Raw genomic sequence first — 23328 nt, 5'->3', positions numbered from 1 at the left:
ATCTCGGCGCCGCGACGGAGGTGGCCGTGAAGGGGGACCGGGGTGTCGCGCGGCCGGTGTCCGCGGCGTCGGGGCGAGGAGACCCGCGGCCCGGTCCCCGACCGGGGGACCGGACCGCGTGCCGCGCGGATCCCCGTACCGATCACGATGGGCGAGCGGGCCGCGCCGGGCGGCCCACGAGGACGGCGGGCGGGGGGCCGGCGTCAGCCGGTCCGGCGGATGAGCGCCAGGTACATGGCGTCGGTGCCGTGCAGGTGCGGCCACAACTGCACGTCGGGGCCCTCGCCGAGGTCGGGGACGCCGGGGAGCAGCGGCCGGGCGTCGATCAGATCGGCGTCCGGGAACTGCTTGAGGAGGTCGGCGACCACCGCGCGGGTCTCCGCGAGGTGCGGCGAGCAGGTCGCGTAGCCGACGACACCGCCGACCCGCACGGACTCCAGGGCGGTGCGCAGCAGCCCGCGCTGGAGGGGCGCGAAGCCGTCCAGGTCCTCCGGGCGGCGCCGCCAGCGTGCCTCGGGACGGCGGCGCAGGGCGCCCAGTCCGGTGCACGGCACGTCGACCAGCACCCGGTCGAAGCTGCCGGGCTGCCACGGCGGGCGGGTCCCGTCGGCGGCGACCACCTGGTACGGACCGGGGTTCCCGGCGAGTGCCTTCGCCACGAGACCGGCCCGGTGCGGCTGCTTCTCCGAGGCCAGCAGCACGGCGCCGCGCTCGGCGGCGAGCGCCCCGAGCAGCGCGGCCTTCCCGCCCGGTCCGGCGCACCCGTCCAGCCACATCCGGTCGGGTCCCTCGAGGGGCGCGCCGGCGAGCGCCAGCGCCACGAGCTGACTGCCCTCGTCCTGCACGCCGGCCCGGCCCTGGGCGACCGCCGGGACGGCGCCCGGCTCCCCGCCCTCGGTGAGCCGCACCGCGTACGGCGACCAGCGGCCGGCGACGGCGGCCTCCTCGTCGAGCAGTTCGGCGGTGGTCGCCCGCCCGGGACGGGCGACCAGGGTCACCTCGGGCCGCTCGTTGTCGGCCCGCAGCAGCTCCTCGATGCCGGCGCGCCCGCCGCCGAGGGAGTCCCACAGCGCGGAGACGACCCAGCGGGGGTGCGAGTGCACGACGGCGAGGTGGTCCTCGGGGTCCTCGTCGTAGGGCGGCGCGACCCGCTCCAGCCAGCCGTCGAGGTCGTCCTGCGCGATCCTGCGCAGCACGGCGTTGACGAACTTGGCACGGCCGTCGCCGAGCACCACCCGGGCCAGCTCGACGGTGGCGGAGACGGCGGCGTGCGTCGGGATCCGCGTCCCCAGCAACTGGTGCGCGCCGAGGCTCAGCACGTCCAGCACCGGCGGGTCCACCTCGCCCAGCGGCCGGTCGACGCAGGCGGCGACGACCGCGTCGTACGTCCCCTGGCGGCGCAGCGTGCCGTACACCAGCTCGGTGGCCAGCGCCGCGTCGCGCGCCTCGAAGCCGTCGTTCTCGCGCGCCCTGCGCAGCAGCGGGGGCAGGACGAGGTTGGCGTACGCGTCCCGCTCGTCGACGGCCCGCAGGGCCTCGAAGGCGAGGATGCGGACGGGGTCCTTCTTGGGCCGGCGGTAGGGCTTGGCGGGCCTGCGGGGCCGACGGGGCTGGTCGCTCACGAAAAAGGTGCTCCGGATGTGGGGTGGGCTGCGCGGTCCAGCCTACGTCGTGCGGGTCCCGTCGGCGTCAGGCGCCGAGGGTCTCCCCGGCGGCGATCCGCACCCCGCGCGCCCAGTCGGCCGCCCGCATCGGCTTCTTGCCCTGGGCCTGCACCCACAGCAGCTCCACGGCGTACGAGCCGGTGCCCACGTACACGTTGTTCTTGCCGGCGGACAGCCGGCCGGGCGCCAGGTCGGTCAGGTCCGGTACGGGGGCGGCCTGGACGATCTTCAGGCGCTCGCCGCGGAAGGTGGTCCAGGCGCCGGGCGCGGGGGTGCAGCCGCGCACCACGCGGTCGACGCGCAGCGCCGGGCTGTCCCAGTCGACGCGGGCGTCCTCGACGGTGACCTTGGGGGCGAGGCTGATGCCGTCGGCGGGCTGCGGCACGGCCTTCAGGGTGCCGTCCTCGATGCCGTCCATGGTCGCGGCGAGCAGCCCCGCGCCGGCGAGGGCGAGCCGGGTGAGCAGGTCGCCGCTGGTGTCGGTGGGGCGGATCTCCTCGGTGACGGTGCCGTAGACGGGCCCGGAGTCGAGGCCCTCCTCGATGAGGAAGGTGGCGGCGCCGGTGATCTCGTCACCGGCCATGATGGCGTGCTGCACGGGTGCGGCGCCGCGCCAGGCGGGCAGCAGGGAGAAGTGCAGGTTGACCCAGCCCCGGGCGGGGATGTCGAGGGCCGCCCTGGGGAGGAGGGCGCCGTAGGCGACGACGGGGCAGCAGTCCGGCGCGATCTCCCCGAGCCGCTCGAGGAACCCGGGGTCCCGGGGCCTGGCCGGCTTCAGCACTTCGATCCCGGCCTCCTGCGCCCGCTCGGCGACGGGGGAGGCGACGAGCCTGCGTCCCCGCCCGGCGGGCGCGTCCGGCCGGGTGACGACGGCGGCCACCTCGTGCCGCCCGGAGGCGAGAAGAGCGTCCAGTGCGGGAACGGCGACCTCGGGGGTGCCGGCGAAGACGAGCCTCATGGGGTGGTGGGGGCCTCTCGGGCGAGGACGGACGGGGCGGCGCACCAGTCTATGGGGCGGCGGTCGACGTGCCCGCGCGGGGAGATCCGCCGGCGGCGGGGCGGCCCCGGGCGGGACGCCGCCTCCCGGCGCGCCGGCGACGGACGGCGCGCGGGCGGGAGGGGCCGGCCGGCGCCGGGACGCACACCCCGCCGAGGGCGTACGCATATGCCGCCACGCCCCCACCCCGTGACCCGCGGAGCGCTCCCGCGTTGGTCAGCAGAGAGTTGACCCACGGGCCCCGACACGGGCTCAATTCCCTTCACGCCGGTTCGAGAGGCTTGTTCATGGCCGACCACGCAACCCACGACGCCCAGGCTCGGGCCAGCCTGCACTTGCTGGTGCGGGACATCGAGCGGGTCCGCCGGCAGGTGGACGCACTGCGCACGCTCACCGCCCAGCTGGGCAACGTCTACCGCCCGCGCCGCCCCGCCTCCTCCACGGGCTTCGTCGTCTACGGGCGCGCCCCCGCCCCCACGGTCCGTCTCGCCCAGGAGCTGCGCGACAGCGTCGAGACCCTGGTCACCGCGGCCGTGGACTTCGACCGCTCCCTGGGCTTCTCGTGGGACGCCGTGGGCTCCGCGCTCGGCGTCACCAAGCAGGCGGTCCACCGCCGCTACGGCGCCCGCCGGACCGCCGCCCAGGCCCCCGCGGCCGGTGAGGCCGCCACGGAGGCGCCGGGCACGCGCACGGTCAACGCGGTCGCCGGCGTCACCACGGTGCCGGCGGCCCCCGCGGCCCGCTCCATGCCGACCCAGCCCACGGCCGGCAGTCCGTCCCTCCGCGACGACCCGCGCCCGACGGCCTTCCCCGCCCCCCGCAACGGCTGAGCCGCCCCCTCCTCCGCGCCCTCCCGGACGCACCGCCCCCGGGAGGGCGCGGCACGTCCCGGTGGTGGATCAGCCGATGTCGGGGGGGTCCACCCGGATCCACACCTGGGTGTGCCCGCCCCGGGCCGTGCGGGCCGCCTGGGCGGACTTCAGCGCGGCGGTCAGTGCGGCGCCGTTGCCGGGGGGGACGCGGATCAGCGCCCGGTCCCACTCTTCGCCGGGGGGCGGCGCGCCCGGCCGGCGGGGGCGGCCCGCCGGAGTGGCCGGCAGGGGCACCGGCCCCAGGACCTCCGCCCGTGCGGGCAGCTCCACCGCGCGGAGGAACTCGGCCACCGCCTCACCCGGCCCCGACACCGCCGCCATCCGGGACACCGGCGGGAACCCCAGTTCGCCCCGCTCGGCCAGCTCCCGTACGGCGTGCCCGACCGGGTCCCACCGGACCAGCGCCTGCACGGGCCGCAGGGTCGGCTCGGCGACCACGACCACCGTGCCGCCCGCCGACTGCGGCCGGACCAGCGCCGCCGCGCCGATCCAGCGGCGCAGCGCGTCCTCCCCGGCCCGCAGATCGGGCCGGCTCAGCATGGCCCAGCCGTCCAGCAGCAGCGCCGCCGCGTATCCGCCCTCGGCCACCGGCTCCGCGCCGGGTGTGCTCACCACCAGCGCGGGTGTCCCCGGCACCGTGTCCAGCACGTGTTCGCGCCCTGAGGTCCGCACCGGGACCGCGGGGAAGGCGCGGCCCAGTTCCTCGGCGGTCCGCCGCGCCCCGACCACCTGGGCCCGCAGCCGGAACCCGCCGCACTCGGGACAGTGCCAGCCGCCCTCCTCGCGTCCGCACCACACGCACCGCAGATCGTCGGCCCCCTGCGCCTGCAGCGGCCCGGAGCAGTGCAGGCACCGCGCGGGGGCCCGGCAGCCGGCGCACGCCATCCGCGGCACATAGCCGCGGCGGGGCACCTGCACCAGCACCGGTCCGTGCCGCAGCCCCTCCCTGGCGGCCTGCCAGGCGAGGCTCGGCAGCCGCGCCGCGCGGGCGGCCTCGTCACGCGCGAGGTCCCCGTCCCCCACGGTCCGCACCAGCGGCGCGGCGGCCCGCACCTGCTCCCTCCCGGCGACCAGCGGCCGGGCCCAGCCGGTCTCCACCAGCTGGGCGGCCTCCACGGTGCAGTGCCGGCTGCCCAGCAGGAAGCCGCACCTGTCCTGCGCCGCCCGCAGCAGCAGCACCTCCCGGGCGTGCGGCTGCGGGGCGTGCGGCTCGCTGTGGCTGTCGTCGCCGTCGTCCCAGACGGCGACCAGTCCGAGGTCCCGCACCGGCGCGAACATCGCCGCCCGCGTCCCGATGACGGCCCGTACGGAGCCCCGCCGCACGGCGAGCCATCGGGCGTACCGCTTCTCGGGCCCGGCGTCGGCGGTGAGCACCGCGTGCCGTCCCTCCCCCAGCAGTCCGGTGAGCGCCGCGTCGAGGCGCGCGACGGACCGTCCGTCCGGCAGGACGACCAGCGCGCCGCGCCCGGAGGCCAGGGCCGCGGCGACGGCCCGGGCCAGTTCCTCGCTCCACCGCGGCCCCGGCAGCGCGTTCCACACGGCTCGTGGGGCGCCGCCCGAGGCCAGTGACTCCAGGAAGGCCGGCCCCTGTTCGTACCGCTCCCAGGAGCCGGGTGCGGGTGCCGGGGGCGGCGGCAGCGGATCGGGCGAGGGCCGTCGCTCCGCGCGGGCGCTGCGCGGCGGCACGGCGAGCTGGAGGACGTCGGCGAGGCTGCCCGCGTACCGGTCGGCCACCGCGCGGGCGAGCCCCAGCAGCTCCTCGTCGAGCACCCGCTCGGGCGAGACGACGTGGGCCAGGGCCGCCAGCGGCCCGGCGTAGTCGGACTCGGCGAGCCGCTCGACGAGGAATCCGTCGATCAGTCCGCCGCCCTCGCGCCGTCCCTCCCGCACCCGGTGCCGTCCGGCCCCGAACCGCACCCGCACCCGCACTCCCGGCTGTGCGTCGGCGTCCAGCTCCTCGGGCACGGCGTAGTCGAAGTAGCGGTCGAGGTGGAGCACGCCCTTGTCGACGAGGACCCGGGCGACGGGCAGCTCCTTGGCGAGCGCGGCGCCGCGCCAGGTGCGCGGTCTGGCCCGGGGCGCCCCGGCCCCCCGCACGCTCTCCCGGATGAGCGCGAGCTGCTCGGGCGGCGCGCCCCGCGCGTCGCCCTCCTGTCGTCCGTCCTCGCTGCTCACGCCTGCATTCCTACCAAACGCCACTGACAACGGCGCCGGGCCGTCGAACGCGCCGAGGCCCGGCGCTCGCGACGGAGCTCCGGGCCTCGGGGGACGCGGGGCGGGTCTACAGCCCCGCCGCCTTGCGCAGCGCGTCCACGCGGTCGGTGCGCTCCCAGGTGAAGTCGGGCAGCTCACGGCCGAAGTGGCCGTAGGCGGCGGTCTGGGCGTAGATCGGGCGCAGCAGGTCGAGGTCGCGGATGATCGCGGCCGGGCGGAGGTCGAAGACCTCGTCGATGGCCCGCTCGATCCTCTCGGTGTCGACCTTGGCGGTGCCGAAGGTCTCGACGAACAGGCCGACCGGCTCCGCCTTGCCGATGGCGTACGCCACCTGGACCTCGCAGCGGTCGGCGAGGCCCGCGGCGACCACGTTCTTGGCGACCCAGCGCATCGCGTACGCCGCCGAGCGGTCCACCTTGGACGGGTCCTTGCCGGAGAAGGCACCGCCGCCGTGGCGGGCCATGCCGCCGTAGGTGTCGATGATGATCTTGCGGCCGGTGAGGCCGGCGTCGCCCATCGGGCCGCCGATCTCGAAACGGCCGGTCGGGTTCACCAGCAGCCGGTACTTCTCGGTGTCGAGCTTGATGCCCTCCTCCAGGAGCGCCTTCAGCTCCGGCTCCACGACGAACTCGCGGATGTCGGGGGCGAGCAGCGACTCCAGGTCGATGTCGGAGGCGTGCTGGGAGGAGACGACCACGGTGTCCAGACGGACCGCCTTGTCCCCGTCGTACTCGATGGTGACCTGGGTCTTGCCGTCGGGGCGCAGGTAGGGGATGGTCCCGTTCTTGCGCACGTCGGACAGGCGCTTGGACAGACGGTGCGCGAGGAAGACCGGCAGCGGCATCAGCGTCGGCGTCTCGTCCGTCGCGTAGCCGAACATCAGGCCCTGGTCGCCGGCGCCCTGCCGGTCGAGCTCGTCGTCGTCACCCTCGACACGGGCCTCGTAGGCGGCGTCGACGCCCTGCGCGATGTCCGGGGACTGCGCGCCGATCGACACCGACACGCCGCAGGAGGCGCCGTCGAAGCCCTTCTTCGAGGAGTCGTAGCCGATCTCCAGGATCTTGTTGCGCACCAGCGTCGCGATGTCCGCGTACGCCTTCGTGGTGACCTCGCCGGCCACGTGCACCAGGCCGGTGGTGATCAGCGTCTCCACGGCGACCCGTGAGCTCGGGTCCTCGCGGAGCAGCGCGTCGAGGATGGTGTCGCTGATCTGGTCAGCGATCTTGTCGGGGTGGCCCTCGGTCACGGACTCCGAGGTGAACAGACGACGGGACACAACGCTCCCTGGGGTTGCAGCGGCTGCTGGCTGATCATTGGTGGACGGCGGGGGCTGCACCCGACGCCGTCCGCGGAACAGTTTATCGGTCGCGCTCCGCCACGGGTCCCCCGTCTCGCCTCGCGAGAGCGCTGTGACCTGCGGCACGGGCATTGTGCCCGGGCCCGGGCGGGGTTGGCCAGAGGCACCACGCCCCGCCGGGCGAGGTTTCGGGGAGCCGGACGGTGCGTGGACCGCTCATCCGAGCCGTTCGGCCACCAGGTCCCACACGGTTTCGGCCAGGTTCTCCTTCGGGCCGTGCGCGACGGGGGTCTCGCTGCCGTCGGCGCCCAGTACCACGGCCTCGCTCTCGTCCGCGCCGAAGGTCTTGCGCTCCCCCACCTCGTTCACCACCAGCAGGTCGCAGCCCTTGCGCTTGAGTTTGACGCGGCCGTTGGCGAGCACGTCGTCGGTCTCCGCGGCGAAGCCGACAATCACCTGTCCGGCGCGCACCCGGTCGCCGGAGATCTCGGCGAGGATGTCCGGATTCCGCACCAGGGTGAGGGGCTCGGGCTCCTGGCCGTCCTTCTTCTTGATCTTCCCGGTGGCGTAGGCGGCCGGGCGGAAGTCGGCGACGGCCGCGGCCATGACCACGGCGTCCGCGTCAGCGGCGGCGCCGAGGACGGCCTCGCGCAGTTCCACGGCGGTCCCGACCCGGACGACGTCCACGCCCGCCGGGTCGGGCAGTGCGGAGTTGGCCGCGATCAGCGTGACGCGGGCGCCGCGGGCGGCGGCGGTGCGGGCGAGGGCGTAGCCCTGCTTGCCCGAGGAGCGGTTGCCGAGGAAGCGGACGGGGTCGAGGGGCTCACGGGTGCCTCCGGCGCTGACGACGACGTGCCGCCCCGTGAGGTCGGGCTCGGTGACGCCGCGGGCCAGCACCCGGCGGCAGACCTCGAAGATCTCCCCCGGATCGGGCAGCCGGCCCTTGCCGGTGTCGACGCCGGTGAGGCGGCCGACGGCCGGTTCGATGACGACGGCGCCCCGCGCGCGCAGGGTGGCCACGTTCTCCCGGGTGGCCGGGTGCTCCCACATCTCGGTGTGCATGGCGGGGGCGAAGACCACCGGGCAGCGGGCGGTGAGCAGGGTGTTGGTGAGCAGGTCGTCGGCCAGCCCGTGGGCCGCCCTGGCCAGCGTGTCCGCGGTGGCGGGGGCGACGACCACCAGGTCGGCGTGCTGCCCGATGCGGACGTGGGGCACCTCGTGGACGTCGTCCCAGACCTCGGTGGAGACCGGGTTGCCGGAGAGCGCGGACCAGGTGGCGGCGCCGACGAAGTGCAGTGCGGAGGCGGTGGGGACGACCCGCACGTCGTGCCCCGACTCGGTCAGCCGCCTGAGCAGCTCACAGGCCTTGTACGCGGCGATGCCGCCACTGACCCCCAGAACGACCTTCGGCTTGTCCACCGGCTCTCCCCGGACCTCGGAAACGTGCAACCATCCCCCATGAGACACCACAGGCCCGGCAGACGTGCTGCCGGGCCTGTGGAAAAGTCAGCTGCGAGCAGCTGATACGACGTACCGACCGATTACTGACCGGGGCCTTCGACGGCCTCGGAGGTCAGCAGTCCCGCGTTGATCTCGCGCAGGGCGATCGAGAGCGGCTTCTCGTGGACGTGGGTGTCGACGAGGGGGCCCACGTACTCGAGCAGGCCCTCGCCGAGCTGCGAGTAGTACGCGTTGATCTGGCGGGCCCGCTTGGCCGCGTAGATCACGAGGCTGTACTTCGAGTCCGTGGCCTCGAGGAGCTCGTCGATCGGCGGGTTGATGATGCCCTCGGGCGCGGAGATGGAAGAGGACACGCTCTACCTTCCGATGGATGGGAAAGATTCAGTCGGCGCGACCGGTGAACGATTGCCCACGATCACACGACGTTCATCAAGGCTAGCAGCTCGCGGGCCACGTCCTCGACGGAGGTGTTGACCAGGGTGGTGTCGAACTCCGGCTCTGCGGCCAGTTCGGTCTTCGCGGCCTCCAGCCGGCGCTCGATGACCTCGGGCGACTCGGTGCCCCGGCCCGTGAGCCTGCGCACGAGCTCCTCCCAGGAGGGAGGAGCCAGGAACACCAGCTGGGCCTCGGCCATGGACTCGCGGACCTGCCGCGCGCCCTGGAGGTCGATCTCCAGCAGGACGGGCACCCCCGCCTCCAGGTGCTCCAGCACCGCCGCGCGGGGGGTGCCGTAGCGGTTGCCGGCGAACTCGGCCCACTCCAGCAGCTCGCCGTTGGCGATCAGCTTGTCCATCTCCTCGTCGGTGACGAAGAAGTAGTGGACTCCGTCCTGCTCCCCGGGGCGGGGCGTGCGGGTCGTCGCCGACACCGAGAGCCAGACCTCGGGGTGTTCCTTGCGCATATGGGCGACGACCGTGCTCTTGCCGACCCCGGAGGGGCCGGAGAGCACGGTCAGCCGCGGACGTTCAGTCATGCAGCGATTATTCCAGCAATCACGGGATGCCCGGGACGCCGGTCCCGGACCGCCCCGCGCTCAGGAACCGGTGCTGCCGAACTCGCGCTCCAGGGAGGCGATCTGGTTGGAACCGAGACCGCGCACACGGCGGCTCTCGGAGATGCCCAGTCGCTCCATGATCTGCTTGGCGCGGACCTTGCCCACGCCCGGCAGGGACTCCAGCAGGGCGGAGACCTTCATCTTGCCGATGACGTCGTTCTCCTGGCCCTGCTTGATGACCTCGTGAAGGGAGGCGCCGGAGTGCTTGAGTCGATTCTTGACCTCGGCCCGCTCCCGGCGAGCCGCGGCGGCCTTTTCGAGCGCGGCTGCGCGCTGTTCAGGGGTAAGGGGCGGAAGAGCCACGCCTACGTCACCTCGGATGTCGAACTGTCGGATACGGACCGGTGAGGAACCTAGTCGCCCCACACCAGGGGAGCCACGGGCAACACACGCGCCCGTTCACTCTCCGTCGGAGACTAGCGGGCAACGCCGCCGGAGTCAGCGAGAACTGCGGAAAAGTCCTGGTCAGCCTTTGCCAGGACGGACATTTGGAACATAATCCCCCGGATTTGAGGATGCATCCAGGGTCCGGCGGCCGCGGATTCCCCCGTCGGCCGGCTCATGCCGGCGCCACGGCGGCCCCGATCTCCTCCGCGAACCGCTCCGCGGCGTCACGCAGGGCGACCGCGTCGGGACCGTGGCGCAACACTCCCCGGCTGACGTTCGGCACCACGTTGCGCACCGCGTCGCCGAAGACCGCCGGCAGATCGGCCGCCGTGGCGCCCTGCGCGCCGATGCCGGGCGCGAGGATCGGCCCGCCCATGTCCAGGTCGTACGAGGACAGGTCGCCGAGCGTCGCGCCGACCACCGCGCCGAAGGACCCGAGCGGCTCCTCGCCGGCGTTCTCGGCGGCCAGGTGTCCGAGCACGGTCGCCCCGACGGTGCGTCCGTCGGGGCGGACCGCGTGCTGCACCTCGCCGCCCTCCGGGTTGGACGTCAGCGCCAGCACGAAGAGTCCGGTGCCGGTCTCCCGCGCCAGCGCGACGGCCGGGCCGAGCGAGCCGTAGCCGAGGTACGGCGAGACGGTGAGCGCGTCGGAGAACAGGGGCGCGCCCGGGTGCAGGAAGGACTCGGCGTAGGCGGCCATGGTGGAGCCGATGTCGCCGCGCTTGGCGTCCATGACGACCAGGGCGCCGGCCGCCCGGGCCTCGTGCACCGTCTTCTCCAGGACCGCGACGCCGCGCGAGCCGAAGCGCTCGAAGAAGGCGCTCTGCGGCTTGAGCACGGCGACCCGGTCGGCGACCGCCTCGACGACCGTGCGGCTGAACCGCTCCAGGCCCGTCACGTCGTCGTTCAGGCCCCACTCGGCGAGCAGGGAGGCGTGCGGGTCGATGCCCACGCACAGCGGGCCCCGCTCGTCCATCGCGCGGCGCAGCCGCGCACCGAAGGGTTCCAGACCTGTCATGCCGTCGTCCTCACGTCGGCGCCCACCGCGTCGGCGAGCGTGGCGTACGGGCTGGTGCGCAGCCGCGCGGCGAGCCCCTTGTGCATGGCGCGGCCCCAGAAGGGGCCCTCGTAGATGAACGCGCTGTACCCCTGGACCAGCGTGGCGCCGGCCAGGATGCGCTGCCAGGCGTCCTCGGCGTCCTCGATGCCGCCGACGCCGACCAGGGTGATCCGGTCGCCCACGCGCGCGTAGAGGCGGCGCAGCACCTCGAGGGAGCGCGCCTTCAGGGGGGCGCCGGACAGGCCGCCGGTCTCCTGGACCAGGGCGGGCGGGGACGTCAGGCCGAGTCCCTCGCGCGCGATGGTGGTGTTGGTGGCGATGATGCCGTCCAGACCGAGTTCCACGGCGAGGTCGGCGACCGCGTCGACGTCCTCGTCGGCGAGGTCGGGGGCGATCTTCACCAGCAGCGGCACCCGGCGGGCCGGGACGGCCCGGTCGGCCGCCGCGCGGACGGCGGCGAGCAGCGGGCGCAGGTGGTCCACGGCCTGGAGGGCGCGCAGTCCCGGCGTGTTCGGGGAGGAGACGTTGACCACGAGGTAGTCGGCGTGCGGCGCGAGCCGCTCGGCGGACTTCACGTAGTCGGCGACGGCCTCGTCCTCCGGGACGACCTTGGTCTTGCCGATGTTGACGCCGACCACGGTCCTGAAGACGGGCGTGCGGGAGGCCAGGCGCGCCGCGACGGCGAGCGAGCCCTCGTTGTTGAAGCCCATGCGGTTGATCAGGGCCCGGTCGGCGACCAGGCGGAACAGCCGCTTCCTGGGGTTGCCCGGCTGCGGCTCGCCGGTCACCGTGCCGATCTCGACGTGGTCGAAGCCGAGCATCGCCAGGCCGTCGATGCCGACGGCGTTCTTGTCGAAGCCGGCGGCGAGACCGAAGGGGCTGTGCAGGCGCAGCCCGAGCGCCTCGGTGCGCAGCTCCGGGTGGCGGGGGGCGAGCACGGCGGCGGCGAAGGTGCGCAGGACGGGGACGCGCGCGACCAGGCGGATCCACCGGAAGGCCAGGTGGTGGGCCTGCTCCGGGTCCATCCGCCGGAAGAGCAGGGTGAAGAGAGTCTTGTACATGGTGTCCTCATGAAGAGGGGGACACCGTTTCCGGTGTCCCCCTGGGGGCTGCTAGTCGCGGGCCGCGGTCAGATGCTCCGCGTGTTCCTGCAGTGAGCGGACGCCCACGTCACCGCGGTTGAGCGCGTCGATGCCCTGGACCGCGGCGGCGAGCGCCTGGACCGTCGTCAGGCAGGGCACGGACCGGGCCACGGCAGCCGTGCGGATGTCGTAGCCGTCGAGGCGGCCGCCGGTGCCGTACGGGGTGTTGACGATGAGGTCGACCTCGCCGTCGTGGATGAGCTGGACGATGGTCTTCTCGCCGTCCGGACCGGTGCCCTCGGAGTGCTTGCGCACGACCGTGGCGTTGATGCCGTTGCGCCTGAGGACCTCGGCGGTGCCGGAGGTGGCGAGCAGCTCGAACCCGTGCGCCACCAGCTCCCGCGCGGGGAAGATCATCGAGCGCTTGTCGCGGTTGGCGACCGAGATGAACGCGCGGCCCTTGGTCGGCAGCGGGCCGTAGGCACCGGCCTGCGACTTGGCGTACGCCGTGCCGAAGACGGAGTCGATGCCCATGACCTCGCCGGTGGAGCGCATCTCCGGGCCGAGGACGGTGTCGACGCCACGGCCGTGGATGTCCCGGAACCGGGACCACGGCAGCACGGCCTCCTTGACGGAGATCGGCGCGTCCAGCGGCAGCTCGCCGCCGTCGCCGTTCGCCGGGAGCAGCCCCTCGGCGCGCAGCTCGGCGACGGTGGCGCCCAGCGAGATCCGCGCGGCGGCCTTGGCCAGCGGCACCGCGGTCGCCTTGGAGGTGAAGGGGACGGTGCGCGAGGCGCGCGGGTTGGCCTCCAGGACGTAGAGGATGTCCCCGGAGAGCGCGAACTGGATGTTGATCAGACCGCGCACGCCGACACCCCGCGCGATGGCCTCCGTGGAGGCGCGCAGCCGCTTGATGTCGAAGCCGCCCAGGGTGATCGGGGGCAGGGCGCACGCCGAGTCGCCGGAGTGGATGCCGGCCTCCTCGATGTGCTCCATGACGCCGCCGAGGTACAGCTCCTCGCCGTCGTAGAGGGCGTCGACGTCGATCTCTATGGCGTCGTCGAGGAAGCGGTCGACGAGGACCGGCCGGGAGGGGCTGATCTCGGTCGACTCGGCGATGTAGGACTCCAGCCGGGTCTCGTCGTAGACGATCTCCATGCCGCGTCCGCCGAGCACGTAGGACGGGCGGACGAGGACCGGGTAGCCGATCTCGTCGGCGATGGCCTTGGCCTCGGCGAAGGTGGTGGCGGTGCCGTGCTTGGGGGCCGGCAGGCCGGCCTCCTTGAGGACCCGGCCGAAGGCGCCGCGGTCCTCGGCGGCGTGGATGGCCTCCGGGGAGGTGCCGACGATCGGCACGCCGTTGTCCTTGAGCGCCTGCGACAGGCCGAGCGGGGTCTGCCCGCCGAGCTGGACGACCACGCCCGCGACCGGTCCGGCCTGCTGCTCGGCGTGGACGATCTCCAGGACGTCCTCCAGGGTGAGCGGCTCGAAGTACAGCCGGTCGGAGGTGTCGTAGTCGGTGGAGACGGTCTCCGGGTTGCAGTTGACCATCACGGTCTCGTACCCGGCGTCGGACAGCGCGAAGGAGGCGTGGACGCAGGAGTAGTCGAACTCGATGCCCTGGCCGATGCGGTTCGGGCCGGAGCCCAGGATGATGACGGCCGGCTTCTCGCGCGGCGCGACCTCGGTCTCCTCGTCGTAGGAGGAGTAGAAGTACGGCGTCCTGGCGGCGAACTCGGCGGCGCAGGTGTCGACGGTCTTGTAGACCGGGCGGACGCCGAGCGCGTGCCGGACCTCGCGGACGACGTCCTCGCGCAGGCCGCGGATCTCGGCGATCTGCTGGTCGGAGAAGCCGTGCCGCTTGGCCTCGGCGAGCAGGCCGGCGGTCAGTTCGGACGTGGCGGCCAGCTCGTCGGCGATCTCCTTGATCAGGAAGAGCTGGTCGACGAACCAGGGGTCGATCTTCGTGGCGTCGAAGACCTCCTGCGGGGTGGCGCCCGCCCGGATGGCCCCCATGACCGCGTTGATCCGGCCGTCGGTCGGGCGGACCGCCTCGCGCAGCAGCTCGGCCTTGTCGCCGGGCTCGCCGACGAAGGTGAACTGGCTGCCCTTCTTCTCCAGCGAGCGCAGCGCCTTCTGGAAGGCCTCGGTGAAGTTGCGGCCGATGGCCATGGCCTCGCCGACCGACTTCATGGTGGTGGTGAGGGTGGAGTCCGCGCTCGGGAACTTCTCGAAGGCGAACCGGGGCGCCTTCACGACCACGTAGTCGAGCGTCGGCTCGAAGGAGGCCGGGGTCTCCTGGGTGATGTCGTTGGGGATCTCGTCCAGGGTGTAGCCGACGGCCAGCTTGGCGGCGATCTTGGCGATGGGGAAGCCGGTCGCCTTGGAGGCGAGCGCCGAGGAGCGCGACACGCGCGGGTTCATCTCGATGACGATGACCCGGCCGTCCACGGGGTCGACCGCGAACTGGATGTTGCAGCCGCCGGTGTCCACGCCGACCTCGCGGATGATCGCGATGCCGACGTCGCGCAGCACCTGGTACTCGCGGTCGGTCAGCGTCATCGCGGGCGCGACGGTGATCGAGTCGCCGGTGTGCACGCCCATGGGGTCGAAGTTCTCGATGGAGCAGACGACCACGACGTTGTCGTTCTTGTCGCGCATCAGCTCCAGCTCGTACTCCTTCCAGCCGAGGATGGACTCCTCCAGGAGCACCTCGGTGGTCGGCGAGAGGGTGAGGCCCTGCCCGGCGATGCGGCGCAGCTCCTCCTCGTCGTGGGCGAAGCCGGAGCCGGCGCCGCCCATGGTGAAGGACGGGCGGACGACGACCGGGTAGCCGCCGAGCGCCTCGACGCCCTTGAGGACGTCGTCCATGGAGTGGCAGATGTAGGACCGGGCGGACTCGCCGTGGCCGGTCTTCCTGCGGACCTCCTCCACGACCTCCTTGAACAGGTCGCGGTCCTCGCCCTTGTGGATCGCCTCCACGTTGGCGCCGATCAGCTCGACGCCGTACTTCTCCAGGACGCCGTTCTCGTGCAGCGAGATCGCGGTGTTGAGCGCCGTCTGGCCGCCCAGGGTGGGCAGCAGCGCGTCGGGCCGCTCCTTGGCGATGATCTTCTCGACGAACTCGGGGGTGATCGGCTCGACGTAGGTGGCGTCGGCGATCTCCGGGTCGGTCATGATCGTCGCCGGGTTGGAGTTCACCAGGACGACGCGCAGGCCCTCGGCCTTCAGGACCCGGCACGCCTGGGTGCCGGAGTAGTCGAACTCGGCGGCCTGGCCGATGACGATCGGGCCGGAGCCGATGACCAGGACGGACTGGATATCGGTGCGCTTAGGCACGCTGGCCCTCCATCAGGGAAACGAAGCGGTCGAACAGGTAGGCGGCGTCGTGCGGGCCCGCTGCCGCTTCGGGGTGGTACTGGACGCTGAAGGCCGGGCGGTCGAGCAGCCGGAGGCCCTCCACCACGTTGTCGTTCAGGCAGACGTGGGACACCTCGGCGCGGCCGAACGGGGTGTCGGAGGCCCCGTCGAGCGGGGCGTCGACGGCGAAGCCGTGGTTGTGCGCGGTGACCTCGACCTTGCCGGTCGTACGGTCCTGCACCGGCTGGTTGATGCCGCGGTGGCCGTACTTCAGCTTGTAGGTGCCGAAGCCGAGGGCGCGGCCCAGGATCTGGTTGCCGAAGCAGATGCCGAACAGCGGGGTGCCGCGCTCCAGGACCGCCCGCATCAGGGCGACCGGGTGGTCGGCGGTGGCGGGGTCGCCGGGGCCGTTGGAGAAGAACACGCCGTCCGGGTTCACGGCGTAGACGTCGTCCACGGTCGCGGTGGCCGGCAGGACGTGCACCTCGATGCCGCGTTCGGCCATGCGCTGCGGGGTCATGCCCTTGATGCCGAGGTCGACGGCGGCGACGGCGAACTTCTTCTCGCCGATCGCGGGCACGACGTACGGCTCGGTGGTGGCGACCTCGGCGGAGAGGTCGGCGCCCTTCATTTGGGGCGCCTCCTGGACGCGGGCCAGCAGCGCGGCGTCGTCGCGCACGGCGTCGCCGCTGAAGATGCCGACCCGCATGGCGCCGCGCTCGCGCAGGTGCCGGGTGAGGGCACGGGTGTCGATGCCGCTGATGCCGACGACGCCCTGCGCGGCGAGCTCGTCGTCCAGCGTGCGTGTCGAGCGCCAGCTGGAGGGCACGCGCGCGGGGTCGCGCACGACGTAGCCGGAGACCCAGATCTTCTTGGACTCCATGTCCTCGTCGTTGACGCCGGTGTTGCCGACGTGCGGGGCGGTCATCACCACGACCTGGCGGTGGTACGACGGGTCGGTGAGGGTCTCCTGGTAGCCGGTCATGCCGGTGGAGAACACCGCTTCGCCGAAGGTCTCCCCCACCGCCCCGTAGGCACGGCCGCGGAAGACCCGGCCGTCCTCCAGGACGAGTACGGCGGGAACCCTGGTGGTCCCCCTGGTGGAGGTTGTCATCGTGCGCCTTCCGTCTTGTCGGTCATCTGGTTCAGGGCTTCCACCCATGCGTCGTGCTCGGCCGCGTGGTCGGAGCGGAAGCCGGAGTCGATCAACCGCTCGCCGTGCGCCCAGGTGACGACGAGCAGGCCGCCCTCGGTGAGGACCTTGCCGGCGATGCCCTTGTCGAGCCGGGCCCCGCGCAGCGCCCGGGCCGGGACGAAGAAGTCGTTCGCCCCGGGGCGCACGACGTCCAGTCCGGCGTCGGTGAGCGTGAGCTCGGCCCGGCTGCGGGTGCCCAGGCCGTGCGCCACGATGCGGTCGAGCCACTGGCCGGCGGTGGTGGAGCCGTGGTAGCGGCCGCTCGTCGTCAGTCTCGCCGGGCCGGGGTCGTCCGGCGCGCCGTGCAGCTCGGGCAGGTCGCCCTGGAGCGTGCCGCGCCACTTCCAGCCCTCGCGCATCAGCCAGTAGACGAGCGCCACGAAGAGGGCGAGCCCGACGACCCAGCCGATGCGGGCGGCCCAGTCGGTCACTTCCGCCGATTCCTTCTCGGCGGCCAGCAGGAGTACAGGTGTCACGTGAGCTTCCCGTCGACGAGCGTGGCCTTGCCCCGGAGCCACGTGTGCGTGACACGGCCCGGCAGCTCGCGGCCCTCGTAGGGGGTGTTGCGGCTGCGCGAGGCGAAGCCCGCGGGGTCCACGGGACCACGGTATGCCGAGTCGACGAGGGTGAGGTTGGCGGGCTCACCTGCCGAGACGGGACGGCCGTGGCCCTCGGCCCGTCCGATGCGCGCGGGCGTGAAGGACATGCGGTCGGCGACGCCGGCCCAGTCCAGCAGGCCGGTGTCGACCATCGTCTCCTGCACCACCGACAGCGCGGTCTCCAGGCCGACCATGCCCATGGCTGCGGCGGCCCACTCGCAGTCCTTGTCCTCGTGCGGGTGCGGGGCGTGGTCGGTGGCGACGATGTCGATGGTGCCGTCGGCGAGCGCCTCGCGCAGGGCCATGACGTCGCGCTCGGTGCGCAGCGGCGGGTTGACCTTGTAGACCGGGTCGTACGACCGGACCAGCTCGTCGGTGAGGAGGAGGTGGTGCGGGGTGACCTCGGCGGTGACCCGGATGCCGCGGGACTTGGCCCAGCGGACGATCTCGACGCTGCCCGCGGTCGACAGGTGGCAGATGTGGACGCGGGAGCCGACGTGCTCGGCGAGCAGCACGTCCCGGGCGATGATCGACTCCTCGGCGACGGCCGGCCAGCCGCCGAGCCCCAGCTCGGCGGAGACGACGCCCTCGTTCATCTGGGCGCCCTCGGTGAGGCGGGGCTCCTGCGCGTGCTGGGCGACGACCCCGTCGAAGGCCTTCACGTACTCCAGGGCGCGGCGCATGATCACGGCGTCGTGGACGCACTTGCCGTCGTCGGAGAAGACGGTGACGCCGGCCGCGGACTCGTGCATGGCGCCCAGCTCGGCGAGCTTCCGCCCCTCCAGGCCGACGGTGACGGCGCCGATGGGCTGCACGTCGCAGTAGCCGGACTCCTGGCCGAGCCGCCAGACCTGCTCGACGACGCCGGCGGTGTCGGCGACCGGGAAGGTGTTGGCCATGGCGAAGACGGTGGTGTAGCCGCCGCTCGCCGCCGCGCGGGTGCCGGTCAGCACGGTCTCGGAGTCCTCGCGGCCGGGCTCGCGCAGGTGGGTGTGCAGGTCGACCAGGCCGGGCAGCAGGATCTTGCCGTCGGCCTCGACGACCTCCGCGCCCTCGGCGAAGAGGCCGGTGCCGACCCGGGCGATCGTCTCGCCGTCGATCAGGACGTCCTGCGGCTCGCCGCCGAGCACCTTCGCACCGCGGATCAGGATCTTGCTCATGGTTCTTACTTCTCCTCGGTGGTGCGGAGTTCGGCGGCGGGCGCGAAGCGCCTCGTGGTGAGGGTGGCGGGCGACGGGTGGGCCAGGGCGGGTTCGTTGCCGCCGAGGAGCAGGTACAGGACGGCCATCCGGATGGAGACGCCGTTGGCGACCTGTTCGATCACGGTGCAGCGGTCGGAGTCCGCGACGTCGGCGGTGATCTCCATGCCGCGGACCATCGGGCCGGGGTGCATCACGACGGCGTGCTCGGGCATCCGCGCCATGCGGTCGCCGTCCAGGCCGTAGCGACGCGAGTACTCCCGCTCGGTGGGGAAGAAGGCGGCGTTCATCCGCTCGCGCTGGACGCGCAGCATCATGACCGCGTCGGACTTGGTCAGCGTCGAGTCGAGGTCGTAGGAGACCTCGCAGGGCCAGGTCCCGACGCCGACCGGCAGCAGGGTCGGCGGGGCGACCAGGGTGACCTCGGCGCCGAGGGTGTGCAGCAGGTCGACGTTGGAGCGGGCGACCCGGCTGTGCAGGACGTCGCCGACGATCGTGATGCGCCGGCCGGAGAGGTCCTGCCCGAGTCCGGCGTCCCGGCCGACCAGCCGGCGCCGCATGGTGAAGGCGTCGAGCAGGGCCTGGGTGGGGTGCTGGTGGGTGCCGTCGCCCGCGTTGATGACGTGGGCGTCGATCCAGCCGGAGGTGGCGAGGCGGTACGGGGCCCCGGATGCGCCGTGCCGGATGACCACGGCGTCGACGCCCATGGCCTCCAGGGTCTGGGCGGTGTCCTTCAGGGACTCGCCCTTGGAGACGCTGGAGCCCTTCGCGGTGAAGTTGATGACGTCCGCGGAGAGCCGCTTCTCGGCGGCCTCGAAGGAGATCCGGGTGCGGGTGGAGTCCTCGAAGAAGAGGTTGACGACGGTCCGGCCGCGCAGGGTCGGGAGTTTCTTGATCGGCCGGTCGGCGACCCGGGCCATCTCCTCGGCGGTGTCGAGGATCAGGACGGCGTCGTCGCGGGTGAGGTCGGCGGCCGAGATGAGATGACGCTGCATCTGTCAGGCTCCGTGAGGAAGTTCAATGTGGTGAAATCGGGCAGACGGGTACGCGCGTGGGCGTGCCGAGCCGGCGCACGCCGTCGGCGCGCGCTCCGCGGTGCTACTGGGAGGTCCGCTTGGCGCCGAGCAGCACGGTGTCGCGACCGTCCTCCTCGGCGAGCAGGACCTTGACCGTCTCCCGCAGCGACGTGGGGAGGTTCTTGCCGACGTAGTCGGCGCGGATGGGCAGTTCGCGGTGGCCGCGGTCGACGAGGACGGCGAGCTGCACCGCGCGGGGGCGCCCGATGTCGTTCAGCGCGTCGAGGGCGGCGCGGATGGTGCGGCCGGAGAAGAGCACGTCGTCGACGAGGACGACCAGGCGGCCGTCGATGCCGTCACCGGGGATCTCGGTGCGGGCCAGCGCACGCGGCGGGTGCATGCGCAGGTCGTCGCGGTACATGGTGATGTCCAGCGAGCCGACCGGGACCTTGCGCTCGGTGATCTGCTCGAGCTTGGCGGCGAGCCGCCGGGCGAGGAAGACGCCTCGGGTCGGGATGCCGAGGAGCACCACGTCGTCGGCGCCCTTGGCGCGTTCGACGATCTCGTGGGCGATGCGGGTCATGACCCGCGCGATGTCGGGGCCCTCGAGAACGGGCCGCGCATCGGAGCGTGCGTCCTGCGTGTCGTGCTTGTCCATGTGAAACGGACCTCCTTCTCCGCCTCACGGGACGGACCTTAAAGGACGTCGGATTGCGTCGCTCAGGCTATCAGGTCGCGATCCGCCCGGAGCGACACCCCAGATCACCCCAATGGCGTAGCCGATCTTCGCTACCACGGAAGAGTCGGTGTGGACCATTCGGCTTGACGCACGAGAGTAACGCTGCGTAACCTCACAGTGAGTTACCAGCCGCGCGGCATGGAAATCGGCCAGAGCCGCGTCGACACAGTGCCGGGGAGCTATATGTCCAGCGAATACGCCAAACAGCTCGGGGCCAAGCTCCGGGCGATCCGCACCCAGCAGGGCCTTTCCCTCCACGGTGTCGAGGAGAAGTCCCAGGGCCGCTGGAAGGCGGTCGTGGTCGGCTCGTACGAGCGCGGCGACCGCGCCGTGACCGTGCAGCGCCTCGCGGAGCTGGCTGACTTCTACGGCGTCCCGGTGCAGGAGCTGCTGCCCGGTACGACTCCGGGCGGCGCCGCCGAGCCGCCGCCGAAGCTGGTCCTGGACCTGGAGCGGCTGGCCACGGTGCCGGCCGAGAAGGCGGGCCCGCTGCAGCGCTACGCGGCGACGATCCAGTCGCAGCGCGGTGACTACAACGGCAAGGTGCTCTCCATCCGCCAGGACGACCTGCGCACCCTCGCCGTCATCTACGACCAGTCGCCCTCGGTCCTCACCGAGCAGCTGATCAGCTGGGGCGTCCTGGACGCGGACGCGCGCCGCGCGGTGGCCTCGCACGAGGAGGCGTAACCGCTCCGCGGGTACGCAGAAACGTGCCGCCGGGGTGGCCGGAACCTCATGGGTTCCGGCCACCCCGGCGGTTTTTCGTCAGCCGGTCGCGGTCTCGTGTCGGCCGCGGGCCGTCGAGGGCCGAGCGCGCGGTTCCCCGCGCCCCTGCCGGGCGCTCCTACTCCCGGCGCAGGGACGGCTTGAGCTCCTTGAGCCGACCGAGCAGCCCGTTCACGAACGAGGGCGACTCGTCCGTCGAGAACTCCTTGGCCAGCTGCACCATCTCGTCGAGGACGACGGCGTCCGGGGTCTCGTCGACCCAGATCAGCTCGTACGCGCCGAGACGCAGGATGCTGCGGTCGACGACCGGCATCCGGTCGAGCGTCCAGCCGACCGCGTACTGGCCGAGCAGCTCGTCGATGCGCTTCGCGTGCTCCGCGTAACCCTCGACGAGCTGCATCGTGTACTCGCTCACCGGCGGCTGCCGGGTGTCGGACCGGGCGTGCCGGACCCAGTCGGCGAGGACGGTCAGGACCTCGGCGCCGCGCTGGTCGCCCTCGAAGATGATCTGGAAGGCACGCTTGCGGGCCGTGTTGCGGGCAGCCACGGTTAGCTGTTCACCCGGCCGAGGTAGTCGCTGGTGCGGGTGTCGACCTTGATCTTCTCACCGGTGGTGATGAAGAGCGGGACCTGGATCTGGTGGCCGGTCTCCAGCGTGGCCGGCTTGGTGCCGCCGGTGGAGCGGTCGCCCTGGACGCCCGGCTCGGTCTCCTGGATGGTCAGCTCGACGGCGGCCGGGAGCTCGACGAAGAGCACCTCGCCCTCGTGCTGGGCGACGGTGGCGGTGAAGCCCTCGACGAGGAAGTTGGCGGCGTCGCCGACGGCCTTGCGGTCGACCATGAGCTGGTCGTAGGTCTCCATGTCCATGAAGACGAAGTAGTCGCCGTCCATGTAGGAGAACTGCATGTCGCGCTTGTCGACGGTGGCCGTTTCGACCTTGACGCCGGCGTTGAAGGTCTTGTCGACGACCTTGCCGGAGAGCACGTTCTTGAGCTTGGTGCGCACGAAGGCCGGGCCCTTGCCGGGCTTGACGTGCTGGAACTCGACGACGGACCAGAGCTGGCCGCCTTCGAGCTTGAGCACCATGCCGTTCTTGAGGTCGTTCGTGGAAGCCACGGTTGCGGAATCTCCTGGACTGGACTGACGTGGACGACGGCCGGGGCGTACGCCTGCGCCCAGCTCAGGGCTAGAGCGCGAGCAGCTCCTTGGTCGTGATGGTGAGTAGCTCGGGTCCGCCGTCCGCCTCGGGGCGCACGACGAGCGTGTCATCGATCCGGACTCCGCCCCGGCCCGGGAGGTGAACCCCCGGTTCGACGGTGACCGGCACACAAGCGTCCAGTTTACCCATGGCCGACGGGCTCAATTGAGGGTCCTCGTCGATTTCCAGTCCTACGCCGTGACCGGTGAGCCTGGGGAGCGCCTCGGCGTACCCGGCGGAATCCAGGACGTGGCGTGCCGCGCGGTCCACGTCGCGGCAGGCGGCGCCGGGGACGAGGGACTCGCGTCCGGCGCGCTGGGCGGAGAAGACGAGGTCGTACAGCTCGATCTGCCAGTCCGCGGGGGCCGTGCCGATGACGAACGTACGGCCGATCTCGCAGCGGTAGCCGCGGTAGGTGGCGCCGAGGCAGACGGAGAGGAAGTCGCCCTCCTCGACGCGGCGGTCGGTGGGACGGTGACCGGGACGGCCGGCGTTCGGGCCGGTGGCGACGGAGGTGGGGAAGGCGGGACCGTCGGCGCCGTGGTCGACCAGACGGCGTTCGAGTTCGAGGGCGAGGTGGCGTTCGGTGCGGCCGACGAGGATGGATTCCAGGAGTTCGCCGAGGGCCTGGTCGGTGATCTCCGCGCCGATCCGGAGGCAGGAGATCTCCTCCTCGTCCTTGACGACGCGGAGCTGTTCGACGGCGCAGCCGATGCCGGCGAGGCGGAGGCGGGGAGCGGTGTCGCGGATCGCGTGGTGGCGGGTCACCGTGAGGTGGTGCTCCTCGACGGCGAGGGAGTCGGCGCCCTGGCCCACGGCGAGACCGGCGGCCGCGACGACGGCGTCGTCGCCGTCACCGGGCAGGACGTGGACGCGCAGGGACTCGTCGGGGCGGCCCTGCGGGGAGCGGTCGTCGGGCGGGCCTGTGCACACCAGCAGGTCCTCGGTTCCGCCGAGCAGCAGCACGGCGCCCTCGGGGGCGGCGCCGGCGAGGTAGCGCACGTTTGCGGGCCGGGACACCAGCGCCGCCGCGCTGCCGCCCGCGTTGCAGCATTCCCTCAGCCGCGTCCGGCGGACCGCGTAGACCTCTGACATTCTTCGAGCGTAGGGGCGGTGGCCGGATGTCGCCGGTCGAGCGGGGCCGAGTGGGGGTGCCGCGGGACGCGTGGGGTCACGTCGTGGGGCCGGGGGTGCGGTGGTGCGGCCCG

The 23328-nt window shown here is 72.9% G+C and carries 21 protein-coding genes; 2 read left to right on the top strand and 19 right to left on the bottom strand.

Going from position 1 to position 23328, the window contains the following annotated elements:
- Positions 1-203: 203 nt before the first annotated feature.
- Both ABTY20_RS06080 and fmt read right to left on the bottom strand, forming a co-directional pair.
- Positions 204-1622, bottom strand: coding sequence for an RsmB/NOP family class I SAM-dependent RNA methyltransferase (locus ABTY20_RS06080; RefSeq protein ID WP_351995764.1), 1419 nt, complete (start codon positions 1620-1622; stop codon positions 204-206).
- Between the two features lie 67 nt (positions 1623-1689).
- Positions 1690-2622, bottom strand: a complete 933-nt coding sequence (gene fmt / locus ABTY20_RS06075) for a methionyl-tRNA formyltransferase (RefSeq protein ID WP_351995763.1) — start codon at positions 2620-2622, stop codon at positions 1690-1692.
- Positions 2623-2948: 326 nt separating this feature from the next.
- Between fmt and ABTY20_RS06070 the strand changes: the two genes are divergently transcribed.
- Positions 2949-3491, top strand: coding sequence for a hypothetical protein (locus ABTY20_RS06070; protein ID WP_351995762.1), 543 nt, complete (start codon positions 2949-2951; stop codon positions 3489-3491).
- Positions 3492-3560: 69 nt separating this feature from the next.
- Here ABTY20_RS06070 and ABTY20_RS06065 read toward each other — a convergent pair whose 3' ends face one another.
- The 14 genes from ABTY20_RS06065 to pyrR form a co-directional block, all read right to left on the bottom strand.
- Positions 3561-5708 carry a primosomal protein N' gene (locus ABTY20_RS06065; protein ID WP_351995761.1) on the bottom strand — a complete coding sequence of 716 codons (2148 nt, stop codon included), beginning with the start codon at positions 5706-5708 and terminating at the stop codon, positions 3561-3563.
- 106 nt (positions 5709-5814) lie between these two features.
- On the bottom strand, positions 5815-7023 hold the full coding sequence (gene metK / locus ABTY20_RS06060) for a methionine adenosyltransferase (RefSeq protein WP_351995760.1): 1209 nt from the start codon (positions 7021-7023) through the stop codon (positions 5815-5817).
- A gap of 237 nt (positions 7024-7260) precedes the next feature.
- Complete coding sequence (gene coaBC / locus ABTY20_RS06055; RefSeq protein WP_351995759.1) at positions 7261-8463, bottom strand: bifunctional phosphopantothenoylcysteine decarboxylase/phosphopantothenate--cysteine ligase CoaBC; 1203 nt, start codon at positions 8461-8463, stop codon at positions 7261-7263.
- A gap of 122 nt (positions 8464-8585) precedes the next feature.
- Positions 8586-8858, bottom strand: coding sequence for a DNA-directed RNA polymerase subunit omega (gene rpoZ, locus ABTY20_RS06050; RefSeq protein WP_004933985.1), 273 nt, complete (start codon positions 8856-8858; stop codon positions 8586-8588).
- 62 nt (positions 8859-8920) lie between these two features.
- On the bottom strand, positions 8921-9478 hold the full coding sequence (gene gmk, locus ABTY20_RS06045) for a guanylate kinase (protein WP_351995758.1): 558 nt from the start codon (positions 9476-9478) through the stop codon (positions 8921-8923).
- Positions 9479-9538: 60 nt separating this feature from the next.
- On the bottom strand, positions 9539-9862 hold the full coding sequence (locus tag ABTY20_RS06040) for an integration host factor (protein ID WP_003977346.1): 324 nt from the start codon (positions 9860-9862) through the stop codon (positions 9539-9541).
- A 256-nt stretch (positions 9863-10118) separates the two neighbouring features.
- Positions 10119-10964 (bottom strand): orotidine-5'-phosphate decarboxylase, encoded by an 846-nt coding sequence (pyrF, locus tag ABTY20_RS06035; protein WP_351995757.1) that lies wholly within the window; start codon positions 10962-10964, stop codon positions 10119-10121.
- Positions 10961-12067: a quinone-dependent dihydroorotate dehydrogenase gene (locus tag ABTY20_RS06030; RefSeq protein WP_351995756.1), complete on the bottom strand. Its 1107-nt coding sequence runs from the start codon at positions 12065-12067 to the stop codon at positions 10961-10963. The genes pyrF and ABTY20_RS06030 overlap by 4 nt, the downstream gene beginning before the upstream one ends.
- A gap of 51 nt (positions 12068-12118) precedes the next feature.
- On the bottom strand, positions 12119-15427 hold the full coding sequence (gene carB / locus ABTY20_RS06025; RefSeq protein ID WP_351995755.1) for a carbamoyl-phosphate synthase large subunit: 3309 nt from the start codon (positions 15425-15427) through the stop codon (positions 12119-12121).
- Positions 15420-16562, bottom strand: a complete 1143-nt coding sequence (gene carA, locus ABTY20_RS06020) for a glutamine-hydrolyzing carbamoyl-phosphate synthase small subunit (protein ID WP_351995754.1) — start codon at positions 16560-16562, stop codon at positions 15420-15422. Before carA ends, carB begins: the two co-directional genes overlap by 8 nt.
- A complete protein-coding gene (locus ABTY20_RS06015; RefSeq protein WP_351995753.1) occupies positions 16559-17119 on the bottom strand; it encodes a PH-like domain-containing protein in 561 nt (186 codons plus the stop codon). Before ABTY20_RS06015 ends, carA begins: the two co-directional genes overlap by 4 nt.
- The gene (locus ABTY20_RS06010) at positions 17116-18402 is read right to left on the bottom strand and encodes a dihydroorotase (RefSeq protein WP_351995752.1); all 1287 of its coding nucleotides are present in this window, start codon (positions 18400-18402) and stop codon (positions 17116-17118) included. Before ABTY20_RS06010 ends, ABTY20_RS06015 begins: the two co-directional genes overlap by 4 nt.
- Positions 18403-18407: 5 nt before the next feature.
- Positions 18408-19436, bottom strand: a complete 1029-nt coding sequence (locus ABTY20_RS06005) for an aspartate carbamoyltransferase catalytic subunit (protein ID WP_351995751.1) — start codon at positions 19434-19436, stop codon at positions 18408-18410.
- Positions 19437-19539: 103 nt separating this feature from the next.
- The gene (gene pyrR, locus ABTY20_RS06000; RefSeq protein WP_351995750.1) at positions 19540-20115 is read right to left on the bottom strand and encodes a bifunctional pyr operon transcriptional regulator/uracil phosphoribosyltransferase PyrR; all 576 of its coding nucleotides are present in this window, start codon (positions 20113-20115) and stop codon (positions 19540-19542) included.
- 264 nt (positions 20116-20379) lie between these two features.
- Here pyrR and bldD point away from each other — a divergent pair, with 264 nt between their 5' ends.
- Complete coding sequence (gene bldD, locus ABTY20_RS05995; RefSeq protein ID WP_018570201.1) at positions 20380-20883, top strand: transcriptional regulator BldD; 504 nt, start codon at positions 20380-20382, stop codon at positions 20881-20883.
- 157 nt (positions 20884-21040) lie between these two features.
- On the opposite strand, the gene nusB is transcribed toward bldD, so the two are convergent.
- The 3 genes from nusB to ABTY20_RS05980 all read right to left on the bottom strand — a co-directional run bounded on the left by nusB (position 21041) and on the right by ABTY20_RS05980 (position 23215).
- Positions 21041-21469 carry a transcription antitermination factor NusB gene (gene nusB / locus ABTY20_RS05990; protein WP_351995749.1) on the bottom strand — a complete coding sequence of 143 codons (429 nt, stop codon included), beginning with the start codon at positions 21467-21469 and terminating at the stop codon, positions 21041-21043.
- A 2-nt stretch (positions 21470-21471) separates the two neighbouring features.
- Positions 21472-22038: an elongation factor P gene (efp, locus tag ABTY20_RS05985; RefSeq protein ID WP_006131211.1), complete on the bottom strand. Its 567-nt coding sequence runs from the start codon at positions 22036-22038 to the stop codon at positions 21472-21474.
- Between the two features lie 70 nt (positions 22039-22108).
- Positions 22109-23215: an aminopeptidase P family protein gene (locus ABTY20_RS05980; protein ID WP_351995748.1), complete on the bottom strand. Its 1107-nt coding sequence runs from the start codon at positions 23213-23215 to the stop codon at positions 22109-22111.
- Positions 23216-23328 lie beyond the last annotated feature (113 nt).

Source organism: Streptomyces sp. NPDC126497, assembly GCF_040302425.1.
GTDB lineage: Bacteria > Actinomycetota > Actinomycetes > Streptomycetales > Streptomycetaceae > Streptomyces.
This window is presented reverse-complemented; position numbering and strand designations above follow the sequence as displayed.

Bases quoted from the DNA above. Each gene is read 5' to 3' on its own strand.
- fmt (WP_351995763.1), bottom strand. From the start codon at position 2,622: ATGAGGCTCGTCTTCGCCGGCACCCCCGAGGTCGCCGTTCCCGCACTG.
- ABTY20_RS06070 (WP_351995762.1), top strand. From the start codon at position 2,949: ATGGCCGACCACGCAACCCACGACGCCCAGGCTCGGGCCAGCCTGCAC.
- gmk (WP_351995758.1), bottom strand. From the start codon at position 9,478: ATGACTGAACGTCCGCGGCTGACCGTGCTCTCCGGCCCCTCCGGGGTC.
- pyrF (WP_351995757.1), bottom strand. From the start codon at position 10,964: ATGACAGGTCTGGAACCCTTCGGTGCGCGGCTGCGCCGCGCGATGGAC.
- ABTY20_RS06030 (WP_351995756.1), bottom strand. From the start codon at position 12,067: ATGTACAAGACTCTCTTCACCCTGCTCTTCCGGCGGATGGACCCGGAG.
- carA (WP_351995754.1), bottom strand. From the start codon at position 16,562: ATGACAACCTCCACCAGGGGGACCACCAGGGTTCCCGCCGTACTCGTC.
- ABTY20_RS06010 (WP_351995752.1), bottom strand. From the start codon at position 18,402: ATGAGCAAGATCCTGATCCGCGGTGCGAAGGTGCTCGGCGGCGAGCCG.
- ABTY20_RS06005 (WP_351995751.1), bottom strand. From the start codon at position 19,436: ATGCAGCGTCATCTCATCTCGGCCGCCGACCTCACCCGCGACGACGCC.
- pyrR (WP_351995750.1), bottom strand. From the start codon at position 20,115: ATGGACAAGCACGACACGCAGGACGCACGCTCCGATGCGCGGCCCGTT.
- bldD (WP_018570201.1), top strand. From the start codon at position 20,380: ATGTCCAGCGAATACGCCAAACAGCTCGGGGCCAAGCTCCGGGCGATC.
- ABTY20_RS05980 (WP_351995748.1), bottom strand. From the start codon at position 23,215: ATGTCAGAGGTCTACGCGGTCCGCCGGACGCGGCTGAGGGAATGCTGC.